Genomic DNA, 18,756 nt, shown 5'->3' with positions numbered 1-18,756 from the left:
GACGGTCCGCCGGCCTGGGCCGGTCGGCCGCGAGCGTGTTCGATCGCGTTCTGGTGCGTCCGGTGCCGGCGGTCGTTGCTCCGCCCGGCGGCCGGACTGCTTTCTGTCGGACTGCTTGTTCTGGCACTGCCCTGTGCTTGTTCGGGCACTGCCCTGTGCCGCACTGCTTCGTGCACCGTGCCGTGCCGGACCGCTCCTCGTGCCGGACCGCTTCGTCCCGCCGGGGCGCCGGACCGCGTTTCCGCCCCGCCACCCTGCGCCGGACGTCCCGGCTGGCCCGATCTACCGCTCCGGTCGGCCGGCCGGCCGGGGCGGTCTGTCCGCCGTGGCCGGGCCGGTGACTCGCCGTCGAGTCCCCTGCTCCCGCCGACCGCCCGGGCGGCCGCCCCCCTGCCTTCGCCGCCCGGTCATGCCCGGGGCCGTGTACCGCCGGCCGTGCCGCCGACCGCCCCCGCGCCGGCGTTCCCCAGGATGAAACGCCGTGGACCCTCGACAGGTCACGCCACCGGTTCGTCCCGACTGTCCGTCGGAGTGCTCCGATGGTGCGATCCGGCCGGTCACCGGTGGCCCGGCGGCGAAGCCGGAGCATCGGGTCGGGCGGGAACGGATGTGCTCGGCCCTGCTCCGGTGCCGGGAACCGATGTGGAGCGGTCTCCGGGCCGGTGCGCGGCCGCCGCCAGGATACGGTGCGACGGTCACGGCATCCGCACCGGCAACTCCGTGGGTGGTGGCCATGACAGCTGTGACCAGCACATACCGAGGAGTTGTATGTCCACCGCCAGCCGGCTGCCCGGGATCGTCACGACCGACCACGTCTTCCACCTGCCGCTCGACCACGCCGTACCCCAGGGTGAGCGGATCGAGGTGTACGCCCGGGAGGTGGTCGCCTCCGGCCGCGAGGCCGACGACCTGCCCTGGCTGCTCTTCCTCCAGGGCGGCCCGGGTGGCAAGGCCGCTCGGCCGCTGGGACGCGACGGCTGGCTGGTGCGGGCGCTCGACGACTACCGGGTGCTGCTGCTGGACCAGCGCGGGACCGGCCGTTCCACGCCGGCCACGCGCCAGACCCTGGGCCGCCGCGGCGGCCCGCAGGCCCAGGCCGACTACCTTGCGCACTTCCGGGCGGACTCCATCGTCCGCGACGCCGAGCTGATCCGGCGTCTGCTGATCGGCGAGGAGCGGCGGTGGAGCCTGCTCGGGCAGAGCTTCGGCGGCTTCTGCGCCCTGACCTACCTCTCGCTGGCCCCCGAGGGCCTGCGGGAGGTGTTCGTGACCGGCGGCCTGGCGGGTCTGCGCAGCTCCGCCGACGACGTGTACCGGGCGGCCTACCCCCGGGTGGTCGGCAAGAACGAGGCGCACTACGCCCGCTACCCGGGGGACGTCGCCGCCGTGCGGCGGATCGCCGCGCACCTGGCCGACTCCCCCGCCGCCCTCCCGGACGGCGGGCTGCTGACGGTCGAGGCCTTCCAGTCCCTGGGCATGCTGCTCGGCACGGGCACGGGCTCGCACGTGCTGCACTACCTGTTGGAGGAGGCCTGGGTCGAGGGGCCGGCCGGGCCGGAGCTCTCGGACACCTTCCTGGCCGAGGCCCAGGCCAAGCTCTCGTTCGCGCAGAATCCGCTGTACGCGGTGCTGCACGAGTCGATCTACGGCCAGCGCTCGGTGGACCCGGCGGGGACCGAGTGGGCGGCCGAGCGCGTCCGCAAGGAGTTCCCGGCCTTCGACGCCCGGGCCGCGCTCGACTCCGAGGCGCCGGTGCGGTTCACCGGCGAGATGATCTACCCCTGGATGTTCGAGACCGACCCCGCCCTGCGCCCGCTGCGGGAGACCGCCCAGCTGCTCGCCGCGCGCACCGACTGGCCCGACCTGTACAGCCCCGAGCGGCTGGCCGCCAACGAGGTGCCGGTGGTGGCCGCCGTCTACCACGACGACATGTACGTGGACACCGCCGACTCGCTGGCGACCGCGCGGGCGGTGCGCGGTCTGCGGCCGTGGATCACCAACGAGTGGGAGCACGACGGGGTGCGGGCGAGCGGCGGCAAGGTGCTCGACCACCTCATCAGGATGGCGCGCGGAGAGCTGTAGCGCCGTTCTCCGCCGGGCCCGGCCGCGGGCTGCCGGGGCGGACCGCGGCCACCCGGTGACGTGAGGGGGGCCGGCGGTCGGGCGACCGGCCCGCCGGGCCCTCCCGGCGGGCCCGCGGCGGGTCGGACCGCCGCGGCGTTCGGCCGGGGTACGGGATGTCGGGGCGCGGGATGTCCGGGCCCGTGGTGTCGGGGCGGCTGGTCCTGCTGCTCGCATCTCAGGCTCCCGTCGTCGTGCCGCGGACCGCGCGCCGTCGCCGGGCGCGGTACCGGACGCCGAACCCGTCCGGGAAGCCGGCCGCGGTGTCCTCCGCGCCGGGCGGCGCACCGACGGCCCGCCTCGACCGTCGCGCCGCCCGGGCCCGCCCGGCAGGCGCCCGCCCGGGAGGCGCCAGGGGACCGGAGAGCGTCGGACCGGCGCTCTCCGAGGGGCCCGCCGCCGACCCGTGCGGTCCGTCCGACCCGGGTGGGGCGGCCGGCTCCTCGCCCCCCGGCCCCGGCCCCGGGGTGCCGGGAGGCCTCGGCGGGTCGACCGCTCCCCCGGCCGTGCCCGTCGGCCCGCGAGCCGCTCGCCGGGCCCGTTGGGCCCGTTGGGCCCGTTGGGCCCGTACCCCCTCCAGCAGGGCCTCGGGGGCGAGGCCGCCGTTCAGCGACTCGTAGAGCAGCTGGGCCAGCAGGTAGTACGGGTCCAGCCGGAGCACCCGGGCCAGCACCACCCGGGCGGTCGCGGTGTCGTCCGCGAGCCAGGACGTCCACGCCAGCAGGGTCAGCGGAGCCGCCGCGTAGCCGTCGAAGGGGATCACGCAGCGCTGCGCGAGGAACCGCCACAAGCGCTGGGCGGCCTTCAACTCGGCCGGTTCGGCGTACTCGGCGGCGCGGTCCCGCAGGAGCTTGTCCTGCAGGCCCACCAGCAGCAGGGCCGCCCGGCCCTCGTCGACCTCCCGAGCGCCCACGAGGAACTCCGCCATCACCTCGTGGAGCAGCTCCCCGAACCGCTCGTGGGCCGCCTCGCCGTCATAACCCGGCCCGGCCAGCACCCGCTCGACGGCCAGCCGTTGAACCTGCGCCCCCGGCTCGCCGATCGGCGCCAGCCCGGCGGCGATCGCCTTGCGGCTGCCGCGCGGCGCGAGGCCGGCGAAGGTCGCCGCGGCGACCACCGGGCCGGGGCCCTGGGCCCGGTGGATGGGGTTGCCGGACGGCTCGCAGCAACCGGCCCGGCGGCAGAGGAAGGACCACCACCGGCCGTCCGAGACGCACAGCGACTCCTTGACGCCCACCCCCGTGGCCTCGAAGGCCGCGCGCAGGTCCTCCGCGAGCGGCCCCAACCGGGCGAGGACCGGCTGGGTGTCCCCCTCCTCGGGATCACGGCACAGGTAGAGCAGCACCTGCGCCGGCCTGTGGTCGCGCTGTTCGGAGAGCCCGATCAGCAACTCCGCCGTCTCGGCGGCGGCCCGCGGCCAGTCCGCGGGCGCTTCGGGGATGTCGATCCGGATCACCCCGCCCTGCTGCAGGTCCGCGCCCTGCAGGCCGACCGCCACGATGCTGTCGTCGGGGAAGAAGCCCAGCAGGTACGGGAGCAGTTCGGCCATGTCGGCGGGGCCGCGCATCCTGACCGGCAGGTGGCCGGGGGCCGGGTCCGGGGGCAGTGTGGTGCGTTCCTCGTTCATGGACGGAAGAATGGCCCCGGGGATATCCGCTCGCCCGGAAATGTCCTTTCCCTGTGGACAACTCCCGCCTGTGGATATCCGTCACCCGTTCGGCCCGCGGGGAAATCACTCACATGAGCGAGATTTGACACCGGGTCAGTTTACCGAAACGACCATCCCGGCGATGCTCCGCCCGGCCACCGGGCAGGACCGTTCGCGGTTTGTCGGCCCGGCACTGTTACATGGACGCATGGATCAGCCCGAGACCCACTCCAGCCCGACGGCCGACACCTCCGACACCCCCACCCCCGGCGGGGCGCCGGCCCCCGGCGCGCCGTCGGGCGCCACGCCCGCCGAGCGGGCCGAGGTCCGGGCCCGGGCCGAGCAGGTCCTCCGGGAGCTGGCCGGGCCCGCCGCCACCCTGCGGGAGGACCAGTGGCTGGCGATCGAGGCACTCGTGGTCGACCACCGCCGCGCGCTGGTCGTCCAGCGCACCGGCTGGGGCAAGTCCGCGGTCTACTTCATCGCCACCGCGCTGCTGCGCGGCCGCGGCGCGGGCCCCACCGTGATCGTCTCCCCGCTGCTGGCGCTGATGCGCAACCAGGTGGACTCGGCCGCCAAGGCCGGTATCAGGGCCCGCACCATCAACTCGGCCAACACCGAGGAGTGGGACGAGATCCAGGCCGAGGTGGCCGCCGGGGCGGTGGACATCCTGCTGGTCAGCCCCGAGCGGCTGAACAACCCCGACTTCCGCGACCAGGTGCTGCCCAAGCTGGCCGCGTCCACCGGCCTCCTGGTGGTCGACGAGGCGCACTGCATCTCCGACTGGGGCCACGACTTCCGCCCCGACTACCGCAGGCTGCGCACCATGCTCGCGGACCTCTCGCCCGGCGTCCCGGTGCTGGCCACCACGGCGACCGCCAACGCCCGGGTCACCGCCGACGTCGCCGAGCAGTTGGGCACCGGCGCCGCGGACGAGCTGGCACTCGTCCTGCGCGGCCCCCTGGACCGGGAGAGCCTGACCCTCGGCGTCCTGGCGCTGCCGGACCCGGCCCACCGCCTGGCCTGGCTGGCCGACCACCTCGACCGGCTGCCCGGCTCCGGCATCGTCTACACGCTCACGGTGGCCGCGGCCGACGAGGTCACCGCCTTCCTGCGCGAGCGCGGCTTCGCGGTGGCCTCCTACTCGGGGCGCACCGAGGACGCGGAGCGCCGCAGCGCGGAGGCGGACCTGCTGGCCAACCGGGTCAAGGCCCTGGTCGCGACCTCCGCCCTGGGGATGGGCTTCGACAAGCCCGACCTCGGGTTCGTGGTGCACCTGGGCTCGCCCAGCTCCCCGATCGCCTACTACCAGCAGGTCGGCCGGGCGGGCCGTGGCGTGGACCGGGCCGAGGTGCTGCTGCTCCCCGGGCGCGAGGACGAGGCGATCTGGCGCTACTTCGCCTCGCTGGCCTTCCCGCCGGAGGAGCAGGTCCGGCGCACCATCGACGCGCTGGCCGAGGCCGGCCGGCCGCTCTCCACCGCCGCCCTGGAGCCCCGGGTGGACCTGCGGCGGGCCCGCCTGGAGACGATGCTCAAGGTGCTGGACGTGGACGGCGCCGTACGCCGGGTCAAGGGCGGCTGGACGGCCACCGGGCAGGCCTGGGCGTACGACACGGCCCGGTACGCCAAGGTCGCGGCGTCCCGCGAGGCCGAGCAGCGCGCGATGCGCGAGTACGCCACGACCTCCGGGTGCCGGATGGAGTTCCTGCGCCGGCAGCTGGACGACGAACAGGCCGTGCCCTGCGGGCGCTGTGACAACTGCGCGGGCCCGCGGCACACCGCGGACGTCTCCTCCGGAGCGCTGGACGCCGCCCGTGCGGCGCTCGGACGCCCGGGCGTGAGCTTCGAGCCCAGGCGGCTCTGGCCGACCGGGATGGACGCGCTCGGGGTGCCGCTCAAGGGCAGGATCCCGGCGGGTGAACAGGCCGAGACCGGCCGGGCGCTCGGCCGGCTCTCGGACATCGGCTGGGGCAACCGGCTGCGGGCCCTGCTGGCCGACCAGACGCCGGACGCGCCCGTGCCGGACGACATGGTCGACGCCCTGGTCTCGGTGCTCGCCGACTGGGCGCGCGGCCCCGGCGGCTGGGCCGGGGCCGCGACCGCCGAAGGCGGCCGGCTCGACCGGCCGGTGGGGGTGGTCACGATGGCCTCGGCCGGGCGGCCCCAGCTCGTCGGGAGCCTCGGGGCGAAGATCGCGTCGATCGGCCGGCTGCCGCTGCTCGGCCGGATCGAGTACGGCGCGGGGCACGCACCGCAGGGTGGGCGCAGCAACAGCGCCCAGCGCCTGCACTCGCTGGCCGGTGCGCTGGTGCTGGCGCCGGAGCTGGAGGAGGCACTGGCCGGGGCGGGCGGGCCGGTCCTGCTGATCGACGACCTGGTCGACTCGGGCTGGACGGTCACGGTGGCCGCCCGGCTCCTGCGCCGCGCCGGGGCGAGCGCGGTGCTGCCGCTGGTGCTGGCCGTCCAGGGGTGACACCGGCCGGGGCGGGTGCCCGCGCCGCCGGCCCGGAGCGCGCGGGACACCCGTACGGCGAGATCATCGAAAGCAACGAGGCGAGCAGAGGAAGGGCCGGACACCGGAGAGACCGAGGAGGCGCACGTGAGGCAGGGGACGTGAGGGGCGTCGCGGACGCGGGCCGCGTGGACGGGCGGCCGGCCGGGTTCCCGCCTTCGCCGCCCAACAGCTGCGGCCTCACCCGAATGGCGTCACCGTGCCGGTGGAATATATCCGACAGAACGTCGACTTTCGGGCGGCGTTCATCATTTCATCATTGCCGGTCTGACCCGTTTACCGTGAGAATCGGACCGTACCCCACTACCTGGTCCGACGGACCGGGTTTCGGCGTACGCGCGTACCCGCACACCCGACGGGGCAGGGAAGGAGGATCGTGATCAACGGTATCGACCGAGGTCAGAATCCCTTTACCCGGAGTGCGGAGGGCAGACGCAATCTGGACCTGGAGAGCTGGACCGCGTCCGGCGTCCCGCTGCTGCGTGATCCGCGCGAGTTCGTGACCGAGCTGCACCAGCGGCACCTCCCCCAGCCCGGCACGGTCGTGATCAGTGTCCTGGACGGGCTGCACCGGGTCACCGCTTCGGCCTCCTTCACCCCCCGACCGCACGTCCGCGACGGCTGGCAGCACCGCAACGCCCTGCTCGCCCACCTGCGCCAGGTGACCCCGCACGACCTGCGGCGAGCCGCCCCGGCCCGGACCGCCATCCTGCTCCGCTGCCGCGACGGCGCGCCCGGGTGGACGGAGCAGGACGGCGCCTGGATGTGGGCCCTGCGCGACGCGGCGGCCCTGCACGGGCTCCGCTGCGGGTCCTACCTCACGCTGACCCCGGGGGGCTGGCAGTCCCTCGGCGACGGCCGCAGCGGGCGCAGCCCGCACTCCGGCTCCTGGGCCGACGGGCCGGTGCACACCGTCACCGAGCTCCCCCCGCGGTCCGCCCGCGAGGAACGCGCCGCGGGAGGCTCCTGGGAGCCGGCGAAGGTGGCGCCCATCGAGCCCGCCAGACGCGCGGCCGCCCGTTGAGGCCTGGGCCTCAACGGGCGGAAGGGGGGACTGCGGCGGGTCGGTACCCGGCCGGCGGGTGGACGGTCGGGCCGACGCGGGATCAGGCCAGGGCCGGCCGGCTCTCCGGAGTGCCGGGGGCACCCACCAGATCGGCCTCGCCGCACACCACCAGCAGTGCGCCCGCACGGCCGAGCGCCTGCTGGAACGCGGGCTCGGCCCGGTGGGCGGGGGTCCCGTTGACGACGAGCACCACCACGTCCCGGCGGGCCGGGCGGGTCAGTGCCGCGTCCGCGTAGAACACGTCGTCGCCCTCGGTGAGCTGCGCCCAGTAGCGCCCCTCCCCGAAGGAGAGTTCGTGCTGCTGCCACGGGTGCGGTTCGCCCACGGTCAGGACCAGGACGTCGCCCGGCCGGCGGCCGGACTCCAGCAGTCGGTCCACCGTGTCGTCCGCCCGCTCCAGGGCCTCGGCCACGGAGGCGGGAACGTACTGCACGGCGGGCCCGGCGGGGCGCGGGGCGGCACCGGGCTTGGGGGTACGGGCGGGCCGGGGCGGGGGCCCGGGCTTCACCGCCCGGGGAGGCGCCGGTCGCGGCGGACCGGGTCGGGGCCCCGGCACGGCGGGCACGGTGGCGGCCGCGGTGCGGGCGCCGGCGGGATTGGCGGCAGGGGACGCGCTGCCGGCGGCAGGCGTACGGGGGGCTTGTGCGTCCGACTCGCGGGGGAAGGGAACGCCGGGGCCCGGGATGCTCTCGTGAATCTCCGGCTCCTCGGGGAAGACAGGCATACCCGGATATCTATCAAATGCCGGTCCGCCGCGCACGGGCACCCCACCCCTTGAACACCGGGCGCCCGCGGCCCGCGCCGCCGACCGGGCCCGCCCGGAGCCCGCGCGGGCGGCGGATCCGGCGTCAGAAACCCAGCGTGAGCTGCTCGTCCGCGTCGGCGGACAGCCTCTCCCGCTTCAGGTGGCGCCACTTGGGCAGCGCGTCGAGGTAGGACCAGGAGAGGCGGTGGTGCTCGGTCGGGCCGAGCTCCTCCAGCGCGGCGCGGTGCACCGGGGAGGGGTACCCGGCGTTGTCGGCGAAGCCGTACGCGGGGTGGCTCTCGCCGATCTCGGCCATCAGGCCGTCCCGGTGGACCTTCGCGAGCACCGAGGCCGCCGAGACGCAGATGCAGGACTGGTCCCCCTTGATCACCGTCCGCACCCGCCAGCGGCCGCCGAGGTAGTCGTGCTTCCCGTCCAGGATCACCGCGTCGGGGCGCACCGGCAGGGCCTCCAGGGCCCGGACGGCGGCCAGCCGCAGCGCGGCCGTCATGCCGAGTTCGTCGCACTCCCGGGCCGAGGCGTGCCCCAGTGCGTACGCGGTGACCCAGTCCGCGAGCAGCGGGGCCAGGGCGGTGCGGCGGCGCTCGGTGAGCAGCTTGGAGTCGGTCAGGCCCTCCGGCGGCTTGCGCAGCCCGGTGACGGCCGCGCCGACGGTGACCGGGCCCGCCCAGGATCCGCGGCCGACCTCGTCGAGGCCGACGACCAGCTGGGCGCCGGCCCGGCGCAGTGAGCGCTCCACGGAGTGGGTCGGGGGAACGACAGGCATCGGGACATCCGTTTCGACGGGGGGTTCCCTCCAGGTTACGGCGCCCGCCGCGGCCCTCGGTCACCCGCCGGCGGCCCCGGGCCGGGCGGTCACCCCGGCCGGGAGCCCGCCGGGTCGGGCTCCGGCGGGAGTTCGGTGGAGACCGCGGGCGGCCGGCGCTGGCATCGGACCATCGGCAGCAGCACCTCGTCCACGAGTTCCGTCCCGTAGCCGGGGCCGAGCCTGCCGCCGCAGACCTTCACCCGGTACATCAGCATCGCGGGGGCGACGTCGGCGACCAGCTGGTTGGCGGCGCCGGGCCGGACGTCACCGCGGTCCTCGCCGCGCCGCAGGATCGAGAGGGTGGCCGCCTTGGTCGGCTCGATCACCCGCTCCGCGAGGAACTCCTTGAAGATCTGGGCCTGGTCGTGGTCGAGCTCGTTCATCACCGCGTTGACCGCACCGCCGGCCCGGGACTCCAGGGCGACCCCGAAGTGGTCGATGAGCAGCAGCAATTCGCTTCGGGCGGACCCGAGGTCGGGGATGTCGGTAGGGGGTGGGAGAGTGGAGCGCAGGGTGTCGAGCACGAGGTCGACCTTCGACGCCCAGCGTCGGTAGAGCGCAGCCTTGCCGGTGCGCGCCGCGCCGGCGACGCCCTCCATCGTCAGTCGTGCGTACCCGCCGGAGGTGAGTTGGTCGAGGACGGCTTCGAAGATCGCCTGTTCCAGCGCGGCGCCACGCCGGCGGGCCGGCCGGGCGAGCGCGTCGGCCGCGGCCACCGCGCAGCCGACGACCCGCGCGTAGCCGGAGGGGACCGGCCCGGCGGCGGGTCCGTCCGCCGCCTTTCGTCGCGCCACCTGATCCATCGCCACCAACCTTAGAGAACGCTTGCGTTCACAAACACGCACCGACTATCGTCCAGCGTAGTGAACGCTGCCGTTCCTTCATAGCCCGCGAGACACGTCCCTGCGCACCGGTACGGCCCACAGCCACGGCCGTGCGCCGAGCCACGTCCGGGCCACCGCCCGGCCTCGCGGACCACCGCCACGCCACGAAGCAGTAGCCAGCAGGGGGCACAATCTTGGCTATCTCCGACACACTCAGCAAGAACTCTCCGCCACTCGGACAGAGCCGGGGCACCGGCATCACGCTCGCCGTGATCGCCGCGACCCAGCTGATGGTGGTGCTCGACGCCACCATCGTGAACATCGCACTGCCGCAGATCCGGGACGCGCTGCAGTTCTCCACCACCGACCTGTCCTGGGTCATCAACGCCTACACCCTCACCTTCGGCGGGCTGCTGCTGCTCGGCGGCCGGGCCGGCGACATCCTCGGCCGCCGCCGGGTGTTCATCATCGGCACGCTGCTCTTCGGCTTCGCCTCGCTGCTCGGCGGCTTCGCGCAGGACAGCGGCATGCTGCTGGCCGCGCGCGCCCTGCAGGGCATCGGCGGCGCGATCTGCTCGCCGACCGCCTTCGCCCTGATCGCCACCAACTTCGAGGAGGGTCCGGAGCGCAACAAGGCGTTCGGCGTCTTCTCGGCGGTGGCCGGCTCCGGGGCCGCGATCGGCCTGCTGGCCGGCGGCCTGCTCACCGAGTACCTCGACTGGCGCTGGGTGTTCTTCGTCAACGTGCCGATCGCGGGCCTGATCGCGCTCGCCGCCCCGCGCTACATCGCCGAGTCCGAGCGCCAGACCGGCCGCTTCGACATCCCGGGCGCACTCACCTCGACCGTCGGACTGGTCGCGCTCGTCTACGGGTTCATCCGGGCGGCGGCCGACGGCTGGTCGGACCCGATCACGCTGGGCTCCTTCGCCCTCGGAGTGATCCTGGTGGCCGCGTTCGTGGTCATCGAGCGGACCACCGCGCAGCCGATCACCCCGCTGCACCTCTTCGCCGACCGCAACCGCACCGGCGGCCTGGCGATGATGCTCTGCCTGGCCGCGGCCATGTTCGGCATCTTCTTCTACATCACGCTGTTCGTGCAGGGCCCGCTGGGCTACAGCCCGCTGCAGGCCGGATTCGCCTTCCTGCCGATCAGCGTGGCGATCATCATCGCGGCGCAGCTCGCCTCCAGCTTCCAGGCCAAGCTCGGCCCCAAGCCGTTCATGGCCGGCGGCGCCGCCCTGGTGGCCGTCGGGCTCACCTGGCTGACGACGCTGAGCACCGACAACGGCTACATCGACGGCGTCCTGATCCCGACCGTCGTCTTCGGCTTCGGCATGGGCCTGATCTTCGTCCCGGTGATGCTGCTCTCGGTGGCGGGCGTCGCCGAGCAGGACACCGGTGCCGCCTCGGGCCTGCTCAACTCGATGCAGCAGATCGGCGGCTCGCTCGGGCTGTCGATCCTCACCACGGTCTTCGCCACCGCCGCCGCCGACAAGACGGCCGAACTCTCGGCCGCCGCACCGAAGGACGCGGTTCCGACCAAGGAGCAGATCGCGGCGATGGGCAACGAGGTGCTGACGTACGGCATCTCGCGGGGCTTCATCGTGGGTGCCGTGCTGGCCGGCGTCGCCCTGCTGATCGCGGTCTTCGTGGTCAAGGCCAAGGCGAGCGACCTGCCGACCGGCGAGACGCCGGGCGCGATCCTCTGACCCGCGGCGACCGCCGATCCGGCGGGCCGGCATGACGACGGCGCCGTACCGGGAGCACCCGCTCCCGGTACGGCGCCGTTCCCGTCGCCCGTGCGGCCGGGCCGGCGGTCAGTAGTCGTACTCGTCGCGGTACTGGTACCCGGCGGCCTTGCAGGCGGCGGCGGGGCGGCCCCCGATCGGACGGCTGTGCAGGATGTCCCGCGCCCGGGACTCGGCCAGGCTGGTCGCGTACCAGGGCGCCGGGCCGTCGTCGAGGGAGTCGGCGATCCGCTCCAGCGCGCAGGTCCGCAGCGGCTCGGGCAGCCGGTCGAGGGCCGGCACGGCGTCCAGGGACAGGCTCCGGACGTTGCGCAGGTCGATCGGGTGGCCGGCGGAGCTCTGGTAGCGGTCCACGTTCTGCGCGGCGACGATGGCGTCCGGCCCCATCAGCCCGTACACGGCGGCGGCGACGGCCGCACTGAGGACGACCGCGCGCGGCAGCCAGGAGGCGGAGCGCAGCACGCCGGCCGCGATGACCAGCAGGAAGACCACGCCGAGCCAGATCTCCACGACCAGCACCCACAGGCGCAGGGTGGTCAGGCCGGAGGCGTCCACGTAGTAGGACATCCGCAGCAGCGCCGAGCCGACCACGACCAGGGTCAGCAGGCAGAGGGTGCCGAGCAGTGCGCGGGTCAGCCGGTGGTCCGCGGGGGTCGAGCGGGGGGCCCAGCGCTTGGCCAGCGCCACCACGCCCAGGGTGAGGACGGTGATCACCATGAGCTGCCAGAAGCCCTGCCGGGCGTACTCGGAACGGCTCATCCCGGTGTTCCTGGTGATCGCGTCACGGCCGCCGGCCAGCACCACGACCTGGATCACGGTGAAGGTGGCGAACATCAGGTCGAGCGCCGCCAGCGGGAGCGCCCACTCCAGGCGGCCGCGCTCGCGCCCGGGCTTGGTGGTGGCGCGGTCCCAGATCCGCGGCCCGGCCGCGAGGTGCGCGAACCCGAGGGCGACGACGACGCCGAGGACGAGCAGGACGAACCGGGCGGGAAGGTCGTCGAGGTCGATGGTGGGCATCAGGCTCGACAGGACGTCACCCATCGCGACGTCGGCGCTGGCGAACAGCGCGCCGAAGACGACCAGCAGGACGACGGCCACGGCGGTCGCCTTGAGGATCGACACCACCTTGCCCCTCGCGGGGTAGTCGCGACCGCGCAGGGCCTGCAGGGCCCAGTTGAGCGAGGGCACGAGGTGCCAGAGGAAGCCGGGCAGCGCCAGCGCCACACCGATCCAGCGGCGCCCGCCGTGCAACGCGAGCGAGGCCAGCGCCAGCGCGGAGCAGACGGCCAGGGTGATCGGCCAGCCGGCGTCGGAGAGGGCGGGGACCACCAGCATGGCGGTCGCGAGGACGCTCCACACCACCGTCCAGGGCCGCACCGTCCGGCCGGCCGCCCTGGCCGCGAACCCGGCCGTCGTGGCGGCGGCGAGGGCGCAGATCAGCAGGTTGGCCCCGAGCCCCTCGTGCAGCAGCCAGGAGCTGACGAGCCCGGCGGCGAGGGCCGCCGCCACCACCGCCGGCGTGGCCTGGGCGCGTCGTGCGGGGGCGGTCTCGGTCATCAGTCGGCTGGGCGGCGCCGACTGCGGCTTGAAGGGCTGGGCACCGTACGGGGGCCCGAAGGGTCGGAACGGGTCGTCGGCGGGCGCCGGCCCTGCGGGTGCCGGGGCCACCGGCGGCGGCCCCGCGTACGGCGGCGCGCCGTAGGGGCTCTCCGAGGACGCCGGGGTTCCGGACGCGGCGCCGGACGGGGTTCCGGACGGGGTTCCGGCCTCAGCGCCGGACGGGGTTCCGGAAGGCGGCTGCGTGCCCGGCGGCGGCTCGGGTATGGACGATTCGGACATGAGTCCCCCTCAGCTGGTACGGCGGCATGCGGAATCCGCCCACGGGGCAGTCCGCCGGCAGGCGCAGGAGTGGCGCCGCGACATGACCCAGACTTTAGGGAGGTCGATCATTCTGAACAAGTTCAAATCAACCGGGGAGGGCTTGTGTCGCCGAGTTGTGACACAACGGCCGCGCCCATGCGAAAGCCCGGTGGACGCCGCTCAGGGGCGTCCACCGGGCCATCGCACGGGGCCGGGTGCCGGGTCGGCACGGCCCGTTCCGGGGCTCCGCGGGCTGCCGGCGGGGTCCCGGCAGCGGGCTCAGCCCTTCACCGACCCCGCCAGCAGCCCGCGGACGAAGTAGCGCTGGAGGCTGAAGAAGACCACCAGCGGGATGATGATCGACAGGAAGGCGCCCGCCGTCAGCAGCTCCCAGCGACCGCCGAAGGAGCCGGACAGCTGGGCCAGTCGGACCGTCATCGGCGCGACCTCGGGGGTGCCGCCGGCGAAGGTCAGCGCGACCAGCAGGTCGTTCCAGACCCAGAGGAACTGGAAGATCGCGAAGGAGGCCAGCGCCGGGGTGCAGAGCGGGAGGACGATCGAGCGGAAGATCTTGAAGTGCGAGGCGCCGTCCACCACCGCCGCCTCCATCAGGTCGCGCGGCAGCTGCGAGATGAAGTTGTGCAGCAGGAAGATCGCCAGCGGCAGCGCGAACATGGTGTGCGCCAGCCAGACCGGCGCGTACGTCCCGCTCAGGTCGAAGGCCGGGACCACCGTCAGCGAGCCCAGGTGCGCGCCGCCCGAGAACAGCTGCAGCAGCGGGATCAGCGCCATCTGCAGCGGCACCACCTGGAGGGCGAAGATCACGAAGAAGACGGTGTCACTGCCCCGGAACCGCATCCAGGACAGCGCGTACGCCGCCATCGCGGCCAGCAGCAGCGGGAAGACCGTCGCCGGGATGCTGATCGCCAGCGAGTTGACCAGGTAGGGCAGCAGGCCGCCGCTGACGCCGAACCCGCCCTCGAAGAGCACCGTGTGGTAGTTGGAGAACCCCAGGTCGGGGTGGGTGAAAACGGTCCACCAGCCGCTCTCGGCGACGGCCTTCTTGGGGCGCAGCGAGGTGGCCAGCAGACCGAGGGTCGGGATGGTCCACAGCACCGTCACGGCGATCACGAACACCGAGGCGAGCGGGCTGCTGAACGCCTTGCGGACGGGACCCGGGGCGGGCGCCGGCAGCGTGGCGGAGCCGGAGGCGGAGGCGACGGGAGCGGGCTTGGCGGCCGGGGCCGCGCCGGTCTCGTTCATCGGACGGCACGCTCCTTGCGCAGCTGGACGATGTTGTAGGCAACCAGCGGCAGCACCGCGAGGAAGAGGATCACCGCGAGGGCGCTGCCCCGGCCGGTGTTGAACTGCACGAACGACTGCGAGTACATCTCGTTGGCGAGCACCTGGGTGCCGAAGTTGCCGCCGGTCATCGTGCGGACGATGTCGAAGGCCTTCAGCGTGGTGATCATCACGGTGGTGAGCACCACCACCAGGGTGGTGCGGATCATCGGCACCGTGACGAACCAGAACAGCTTCACCCCGGCCGCGCCGTCCAGCCGGGCCGCCTCGGTGACCTCGTCCGGGATCGCCTTGATCGCCGCGGACAGCACCACCATGGCGAAGCCCGTCTGCACCCAGACCATCACCGCCATCAGCAGGAAGGTGTTCAGCGGCTGGGAGAGCATCCAGTTCGGCGGGTGCTGCCACCCGAACGAGATGGCCAGCTGGCTCAGCAGGCCGATCTGCGGCTGGGAGGCGTCCCTGGCCTCGTAGACGAACTTGAAGATGATGCTCGCGCCGACCAGCGAGATCGCCATCGGCATGAAGATCAGCGACTTGTAGATCGCCTGCCCGCGGAGCCGGTCCACCAGGAGTGCGAGCAGCAGCCCGAGGCCGGTGGCGGCCAGCGGCGCGACCGCCAGCCAGAGCAGGGTGTTCAGCAGGACGTGCTGCACGGAGGTGTTGGTCAGTGCCCAGCCGTAGTTGGCGCCGCCGAGGAACCTGCTGCTGTCGTCGTTGTAGAAGCTCAGGTAGACGGTCCGCACCAGGGGTGCGACCAGTCCGACGATCAGCAGCAGGACGGCGGGGCCGAGGAAGACCCCGACGGCGATCGGACGGCTGATCCGCCCGGACGCGCGACCCGCGACGAAGAAGACCACCAGCAGGATGCCCAGGAAGCCGGCGATGGCTCCCAGGCTGTTGCCGAGCTTGATGCTCGCGTCGGTCCACGCGCCGTCGGCGAGCAGTGCCCTGGTGACGGACATGACTGTTCGTCCTTCCTGGAGTCCCCCGGGATCCCCGGCGGGGCTCGGGCGGGGCAGGGGGTGGTGACGGTCGGCAGGGTGGCGCCGGTGGGTGATGAGGGGTGGGTGATGAGGGGCGGGCGGTGCGGGTGGGTGGCCCCGCACCGCCCTCGGCAGGTGGTCTCGGCCGAGCGGCCCGCCGGTGAGCACCGGCGGGCTGCCCGTTCAATTGTTGACGTCGACCGGCGGACCGGCCCAGTGCCGAAAGGCCCGCTACTGGGGCCAGGCGCCGTCGATGTCGGCGGTGACCCGCTGGATGGACTGGCCCTCGGCGAACCAGGCGGTCAGCGACTTCCACTCCTGCCCGGAGCCGACGGCGGCCGGCATCAGGTCGGAGGCGTCGAAGCGGAAGGTGGCGGTGGGGTCGGTCAGCTTGGAGGCGGAGAGCTGGTCGATCGGGTCGGTGTAGAGGCTCTTGTCCACGCCCTGGTTGGCCGAGACCCAGCCGGAGGCGGTCTTCACCCGGCTGCTGGCCCACTCCGAGCTGGACAGGTAGTTCTGCACCGCCTGCACCTCGGGGCGGTCGGAGAAGGCCGCGAGGAACTCGCCGCCGCCCTCGACCGGGTTCGGAACGGTCGGGTTCACCGCCGGCAGGTGGAAGGCGAACACGTCGCCGTCCGCGGCGACCTTGGTGCCCTTGGGCCACTGCGCCTCGTAGAAGGACGCCTGCTGGAGCATCGCGCACTTGCCCGCCAGGATCGGCGCACCGGCGTCCTGGAAGGTGGTGGTGGCGATCGACTTCACGTCGCCGATGCCGCCGTTCACCCAGGCCGGGTTCTGCATCCAGCCGGCCAGCGTCTGCATGGCGGTGGTGATCTTCTCGTCGCTGAACTTGACCTTGTGCTCGACCCACTGGTCGTAGACCTCGCCGCCGTACGAGCCGAGGACGATCTCCTCCAGCCAGTCGGTGGCGGGCCAGCCGGTGGCCGTGCCGGAGCCGATGCCGCCGCACCACGGCTTGGCGCCGCCGGCCTTGGCGAGCTTGTCACTGGCGGCCATCAGGTCGGCCCAGGTCTTCGGCACCTCGATGCCGGCGTCCTTGAAGGTCTTCGGCGAGTACCAGACCAGCGACTTCATGTTGGCGCTCATCGGCGCCGCGTAGAAGGTGCCGTTCACCGAGCCGTAGGACTTCCAGACCGGGCTCCACTTGTCCTCGTTGGCGACCGTGCCCGCCGGCGGCTTCACGACCTTGCCGGTCTTCACCATCTGGGCCAGCAGCCCGGGCTGCGGGATGATCGCGAAGTCGGGCGCGTTCCCGCCGGTCACGCGGACGGGCAGCTGGGACTCGAAGTCGTTGGAGCCCTCGTAGCTGATCTTGATGCCCGTACACTTGCTGAAGTCGGCCCAGGACTTCTCCAGGTTGTCCGACTCCGGGCTCAGGATCGAGGCGAACATCGTCACCTTCGTCCCCGAGTGCCCCGCGTAGGGCTGGAACTGCGCGCAGTCGCCGGTGAGGGCCGCCGTCGACCCCGAGCCGCCGCCCGAACCGCCGGAACTGTTGGAGCAGGCTGCGGTGAGCGCCAGGGCCAGGACGGCCGGGGCCACCAGCAGGCGTCGGCTGACGTTCATCGGCACACCTCGGTAGCGGTCAGGGTGAGGGTCAAAGCGTCCTCCAGGCCAGGGCTTCGAGCAACGTCGGTATGGCGGAGCAACACTGCGCTGTACACGAGAAGTGGTCCGTACCCAGCGGTAGCTGGCTTGAAGACGTTAACGTAACGGCAACCTCGCGCCAAGGTGTCCGTTCGACCTTCATCGGCCAGAGGCACAGTCGTAACCGACCCGTGCTGGAGAGCGGCGCCGGGGGCGGCGCCGGCCGGACGCCCCCGGCCAGCGGGGCGCCCCCGGCCAGCGGGGCGCCCCGCCGCAACCGTACTCGCGGCCGGCTCAGAACCTGACCGGCAGCGCCTTCAGACTGTTCACCACCACCGAGGGGCTGGGCGACAGCTCCCCGTCCGGCACCGCCAGCGCCAGCTCCGGGAACCGTTCGAACAGCGCCGGCAGCGCCACCGCCGCCTCCAGCCGGGCCAGCGGCGAACCCGGGCAGACGTGCGGGCCGTGCCCGAAGGAGAGGTGCCGCGCCGGCTCCCGGGTGACGTCGAACAGCTCGGCGGTGACCCCGTGCCGCTCCGGATCGCGCCCGATCGCGTTGTACGAGATCAGCACGGGCTCGCCGCGGGGGATCACCACCCCGCCCACCGCGACCTCCTCGGTGGTGAAGCGGAACAGGAAGTTGCTGGTCGGCGGGGTCCAGCGGAGCGACTCCTCGACCACGGCCGACCACCCGGCCTCGCCCGATCGGACCAACGCCAGCTGATCCGGATGGGTGAGCAGCGCACGGACGGCGTTGGTGATCAGGTTGACGGTCGTCTCGTGGCCCGCCGCGATGATCACCCGCAGGGTCGCCGCCGCCTCGGCGTCGCTCAGCGCGCCGCCCTCGACGTCCGCCGCCAGCAGGGCACTGGCCAGGTCGTCCCCGGGCGCCGCCCGGCGCCGCGCCACCACGTCGCCGACGAAGGCGTTGAGCGCCGCGATGGTCGCCTGGATGCCGTCCGGGTCGGGCCGGCTCCCGAAGAACCGCTCGTACAGCTCGCGCAGGTGGGCGTGGTCCGCCTCGTCCACGCCGAGCAGCGTGCCGATCACCGTCATCGGCAGCGGGAACGCGAACTCCGTCTTCAGGTCCACCTCCCGCGGGCCCGCCGCCAGGGCGTCCAGCAGCCTCGCCGTGATCGCCTCCACCCGCGGACGCATCAGCTCCACCCGGCGGGGCGTGAAGGCCTGCGCCACCAGCGCGCGCAGCCGCCGGTGCGCCGCGCCGTCCGTGGTCACCATGCTCGGGCCCGGCACCGCCAGCCCGATCAGCGGCCAGGTCCGCGGCACCTCCCCGCGCCGGAACGCCGCCCAGTGCGCGGCGTCCTTCACCAGCCGCGGATCCGTCAGCAGCTCCCGCGCCTGCGCGTGCCGCGTCACCGCCCACGCGGCCACCCCGCCGGGCAGCTCCACGGCCACCACCGGCCCGGCCGCGCGCAGCAGCGCGCCCTCGGCGGCGTTGTCCCGCGCCAGCGGGTCCAGGACGACAGGTGCGGTCATCGGCATGCTC

Annotated in this window: 13 protein-coding genes; 4 read left to right on the top strand and 9 right to left on the bottom strand. The window is 73.7% G+C overall.

Annotation, left to right across the window (positions count from 1 at the left end):
* Positions 1 to 768 precede the first annotated feature (768 nt).
* On the top strand, positions 769 to 2,082 hold the full coding sequence (locus ACFTWP_RS27220; RefSeq protein ID WP_380267510.1) for an alpha/beta fold hydrolase: 1,314 nt from the start codon (positions 769 to 771) through the stop codon (positions 2,080 to 2,082).
* Positions 2,083 to 2,299: 217 nt separating this feature from the next.
* On the opposite strand, the gene ACFTWP_RS27215 is transcribed toward ACFTWP_RS27220, so the two are convergent.
* On the bottom strand, positions 2,300 to 3,748 hold the full coding sequence (locus ACFTWP_RS27215) for a DUF4192 domain-containing protein (RefSeq protein WP_380267509.1): 1,449 nt from the start codon (positions 3,746 to 3,748) through the stop codon (positions 2,300 to 2,302).
* A gap of 229 nt (positions 3,749 to 3,977) precedes the next feature.
* On the opposite strand from ACFTWP_RS27215, the gene ACFTWP_RS27210 reads away from it, so the two are divergent.
* Together ACFTWP_RS27210 and ACFTWP_RS27205 are read left to right on the top strand one after the other, a co-directional pair.
* Positions 3,978 to 6,242 (top strand): RecQ family ATP-dependent DNA helicase, encoded by a 2,265-nt coding sequence (locus ACFTWP_RS27210; RefSeq protein ID WP_380267508.1) that lies wholly within the window; start codon positions 3,978 to 3,980, stop codon positions 6,240 to 6,242.
* A gap of 415 nt (positions 6,243 to 6,657) precedes the next feature.
* Positions 6,658 to 7,305 carry a hypothetical protein gene (locus tag ACFTWP_RS27205; protein ID WP_380267507.1) on the top strand — a complete coding sequence of 216 codons (648 nt, stop codon included), beginning with the start codon at positions 6,658 to 6,660 and terminating at the stop codon, positions 7,303 to 7,305.
* Positions 7,306 to 7,387: 82 nt separating this feature from the next.
* Here ACFTWP_RS27205 and ACFTWP_RS27200 read toward each other — a convergent pair whose 3' ends face one another.
* The 3 genes from ACFTWP_RS27200 to ACFTWP_RS27190 form a co-directional block, all read right to left on the bottom strand.
* Positions 7,388 to 7,759, bottom strand: a complete 372-nt coding sequence (locus ACFTWP_RS27200) for a hypothetical protein (RefSeq protein ID WP_380267506.1) — start codon at positions 7,757 to 7,759, stop codon at positions 7,388 to 7,390.
* 436 nt (positions 7,760 to 8,195) lie between these two features.
* On the bottom strand, positions 8,196 to 8,879 hold the full coding sequence (locus ACFTWP_RS27195) for a ribonuclease HII (protein ID WP_380267505.1): 684 nt from the start codon (positions 8,877 to 8,879) through the stop codon (positions 8,196 to 8,198).
* 89 nt (positions 8,880 to 8,968) lie between these two features.
* The gene (locus tag ACFTWP_RS27190; protein WP_380267504.1) at positions 8,969 to 9,724 is read right to left on the bottom strand and encodes a TetR/AcrR family transcriptional regulator; all 756 of its coding nucleotides are present in this window, start codon (positions 9,722 to 9,724) and stop codon (positions 8,969 to 8,971) included.
* A 215-nt stretch (positions 9,725 to 9,939) separates the two neighbouring features.
* Here ACFTWP_RS27190 and ACFTWP_RS27185 point away from each other — a divergent pair, with 215 nt between their 5' ends.
* Positions 9,940 to 11,454, top strand: coding sequence for an MFS transporter (locus tag ACFTWP_RS27185; protein WP_380267503.1), 1,515 nt, complete (start codon positions 9,940 to 9,942; stop codon positions 11,452 to 11,454).
* Between the two features lie 108 nt (positions 11,455 to 11,562).
* Here ACFTWP_RS27185 and ACFTWP_RS27180 read toward each other — a convergent pair whose 3' ends face one another.
* From ACFTWP_RS27180 to ACFTWP_RS27160, 5 genes are all read right to left on the bottom strand, one after another.
* Positions 11,563 to 13,050, bottom strand: a complete 1,488-nt coding sequence (locus ACFTWP_RS27180; protein ID WP_380267502.1) for a DUF4153 domain-containing protein — start codon at positions 13,048 to 13,050, stop codon at positions 11,563 to 11,565.
* A gap of 582 nt (positions 13,051 to 13,632) precedes the next feature.
* Positions 13,633 to 14,616, bottom strand: a complete 984-nt coding sequence (locus tag ACFTWP_RS27175) for a carbohydrate ABC transporter permease (protein WP_380267501.1) — start codon at positions 14,614 to 14,616, stop codon at positions 13,633 to 13,635.
* The gene (locus ACFTWP_RS27170; RefSeq protein ID WP_380267500.1) at positions 14,613 to 15,620 is read right to left on the bottom strand and encodes a carbohydrate ABC transporter permease; all 1,008 of its coding nucleotides are present in this window, start codon (positions 15,618 to 15,620) and stop codon (positions 14,613 to 14,615) included. Before ACFTWP_RS27170 ends, ACFTWP_RS27175 begins: the two co-directional genes overlap by 4 nt.
* Positions 15,621 to 15,872: 252 nt before the next feature.
* On the bottom strand, positions 15,873 to 17,228 hold the full coding sequence (locus ACFTWP_RS27165; protein WP_380267499.1) for an ABC transporter substrate-binding protein: 1,356 nt from the start codon (positions 17,226 to 17,228) through the stop codon (positions 15,873 to 15,875).
* A gap of 315 nt (positions 17,229 to 17,543) precedes the next feature.
* On the bottom strand, positions 17,544 to 18,746 hold the full coding sequence (locus tag ACFTWP_RS27160) for a cytochrome P450 (protein ID WP_380267498.1): 1,203 nt from the start codon (positions 18,744 to 18,746) through the stop codon (positions 17,544 to 17,546).
* Between the last annotated feature and the right edge of the window lie 10 nt (positions 18,747 to 18,756).

The organism is Kitasatospora sp. NPDC057015, assembly GCF_042673745.1.
In the GTDB taxonomy this organism is placed as follows: Bacteria; Actinomycetota; Actinomycetes; order Streptomycetales; family Streptomycetaceae; genus Kitasatospora.
This window is presented reverse-complemented; position numbering and strand designations above follow the sequence as displayed.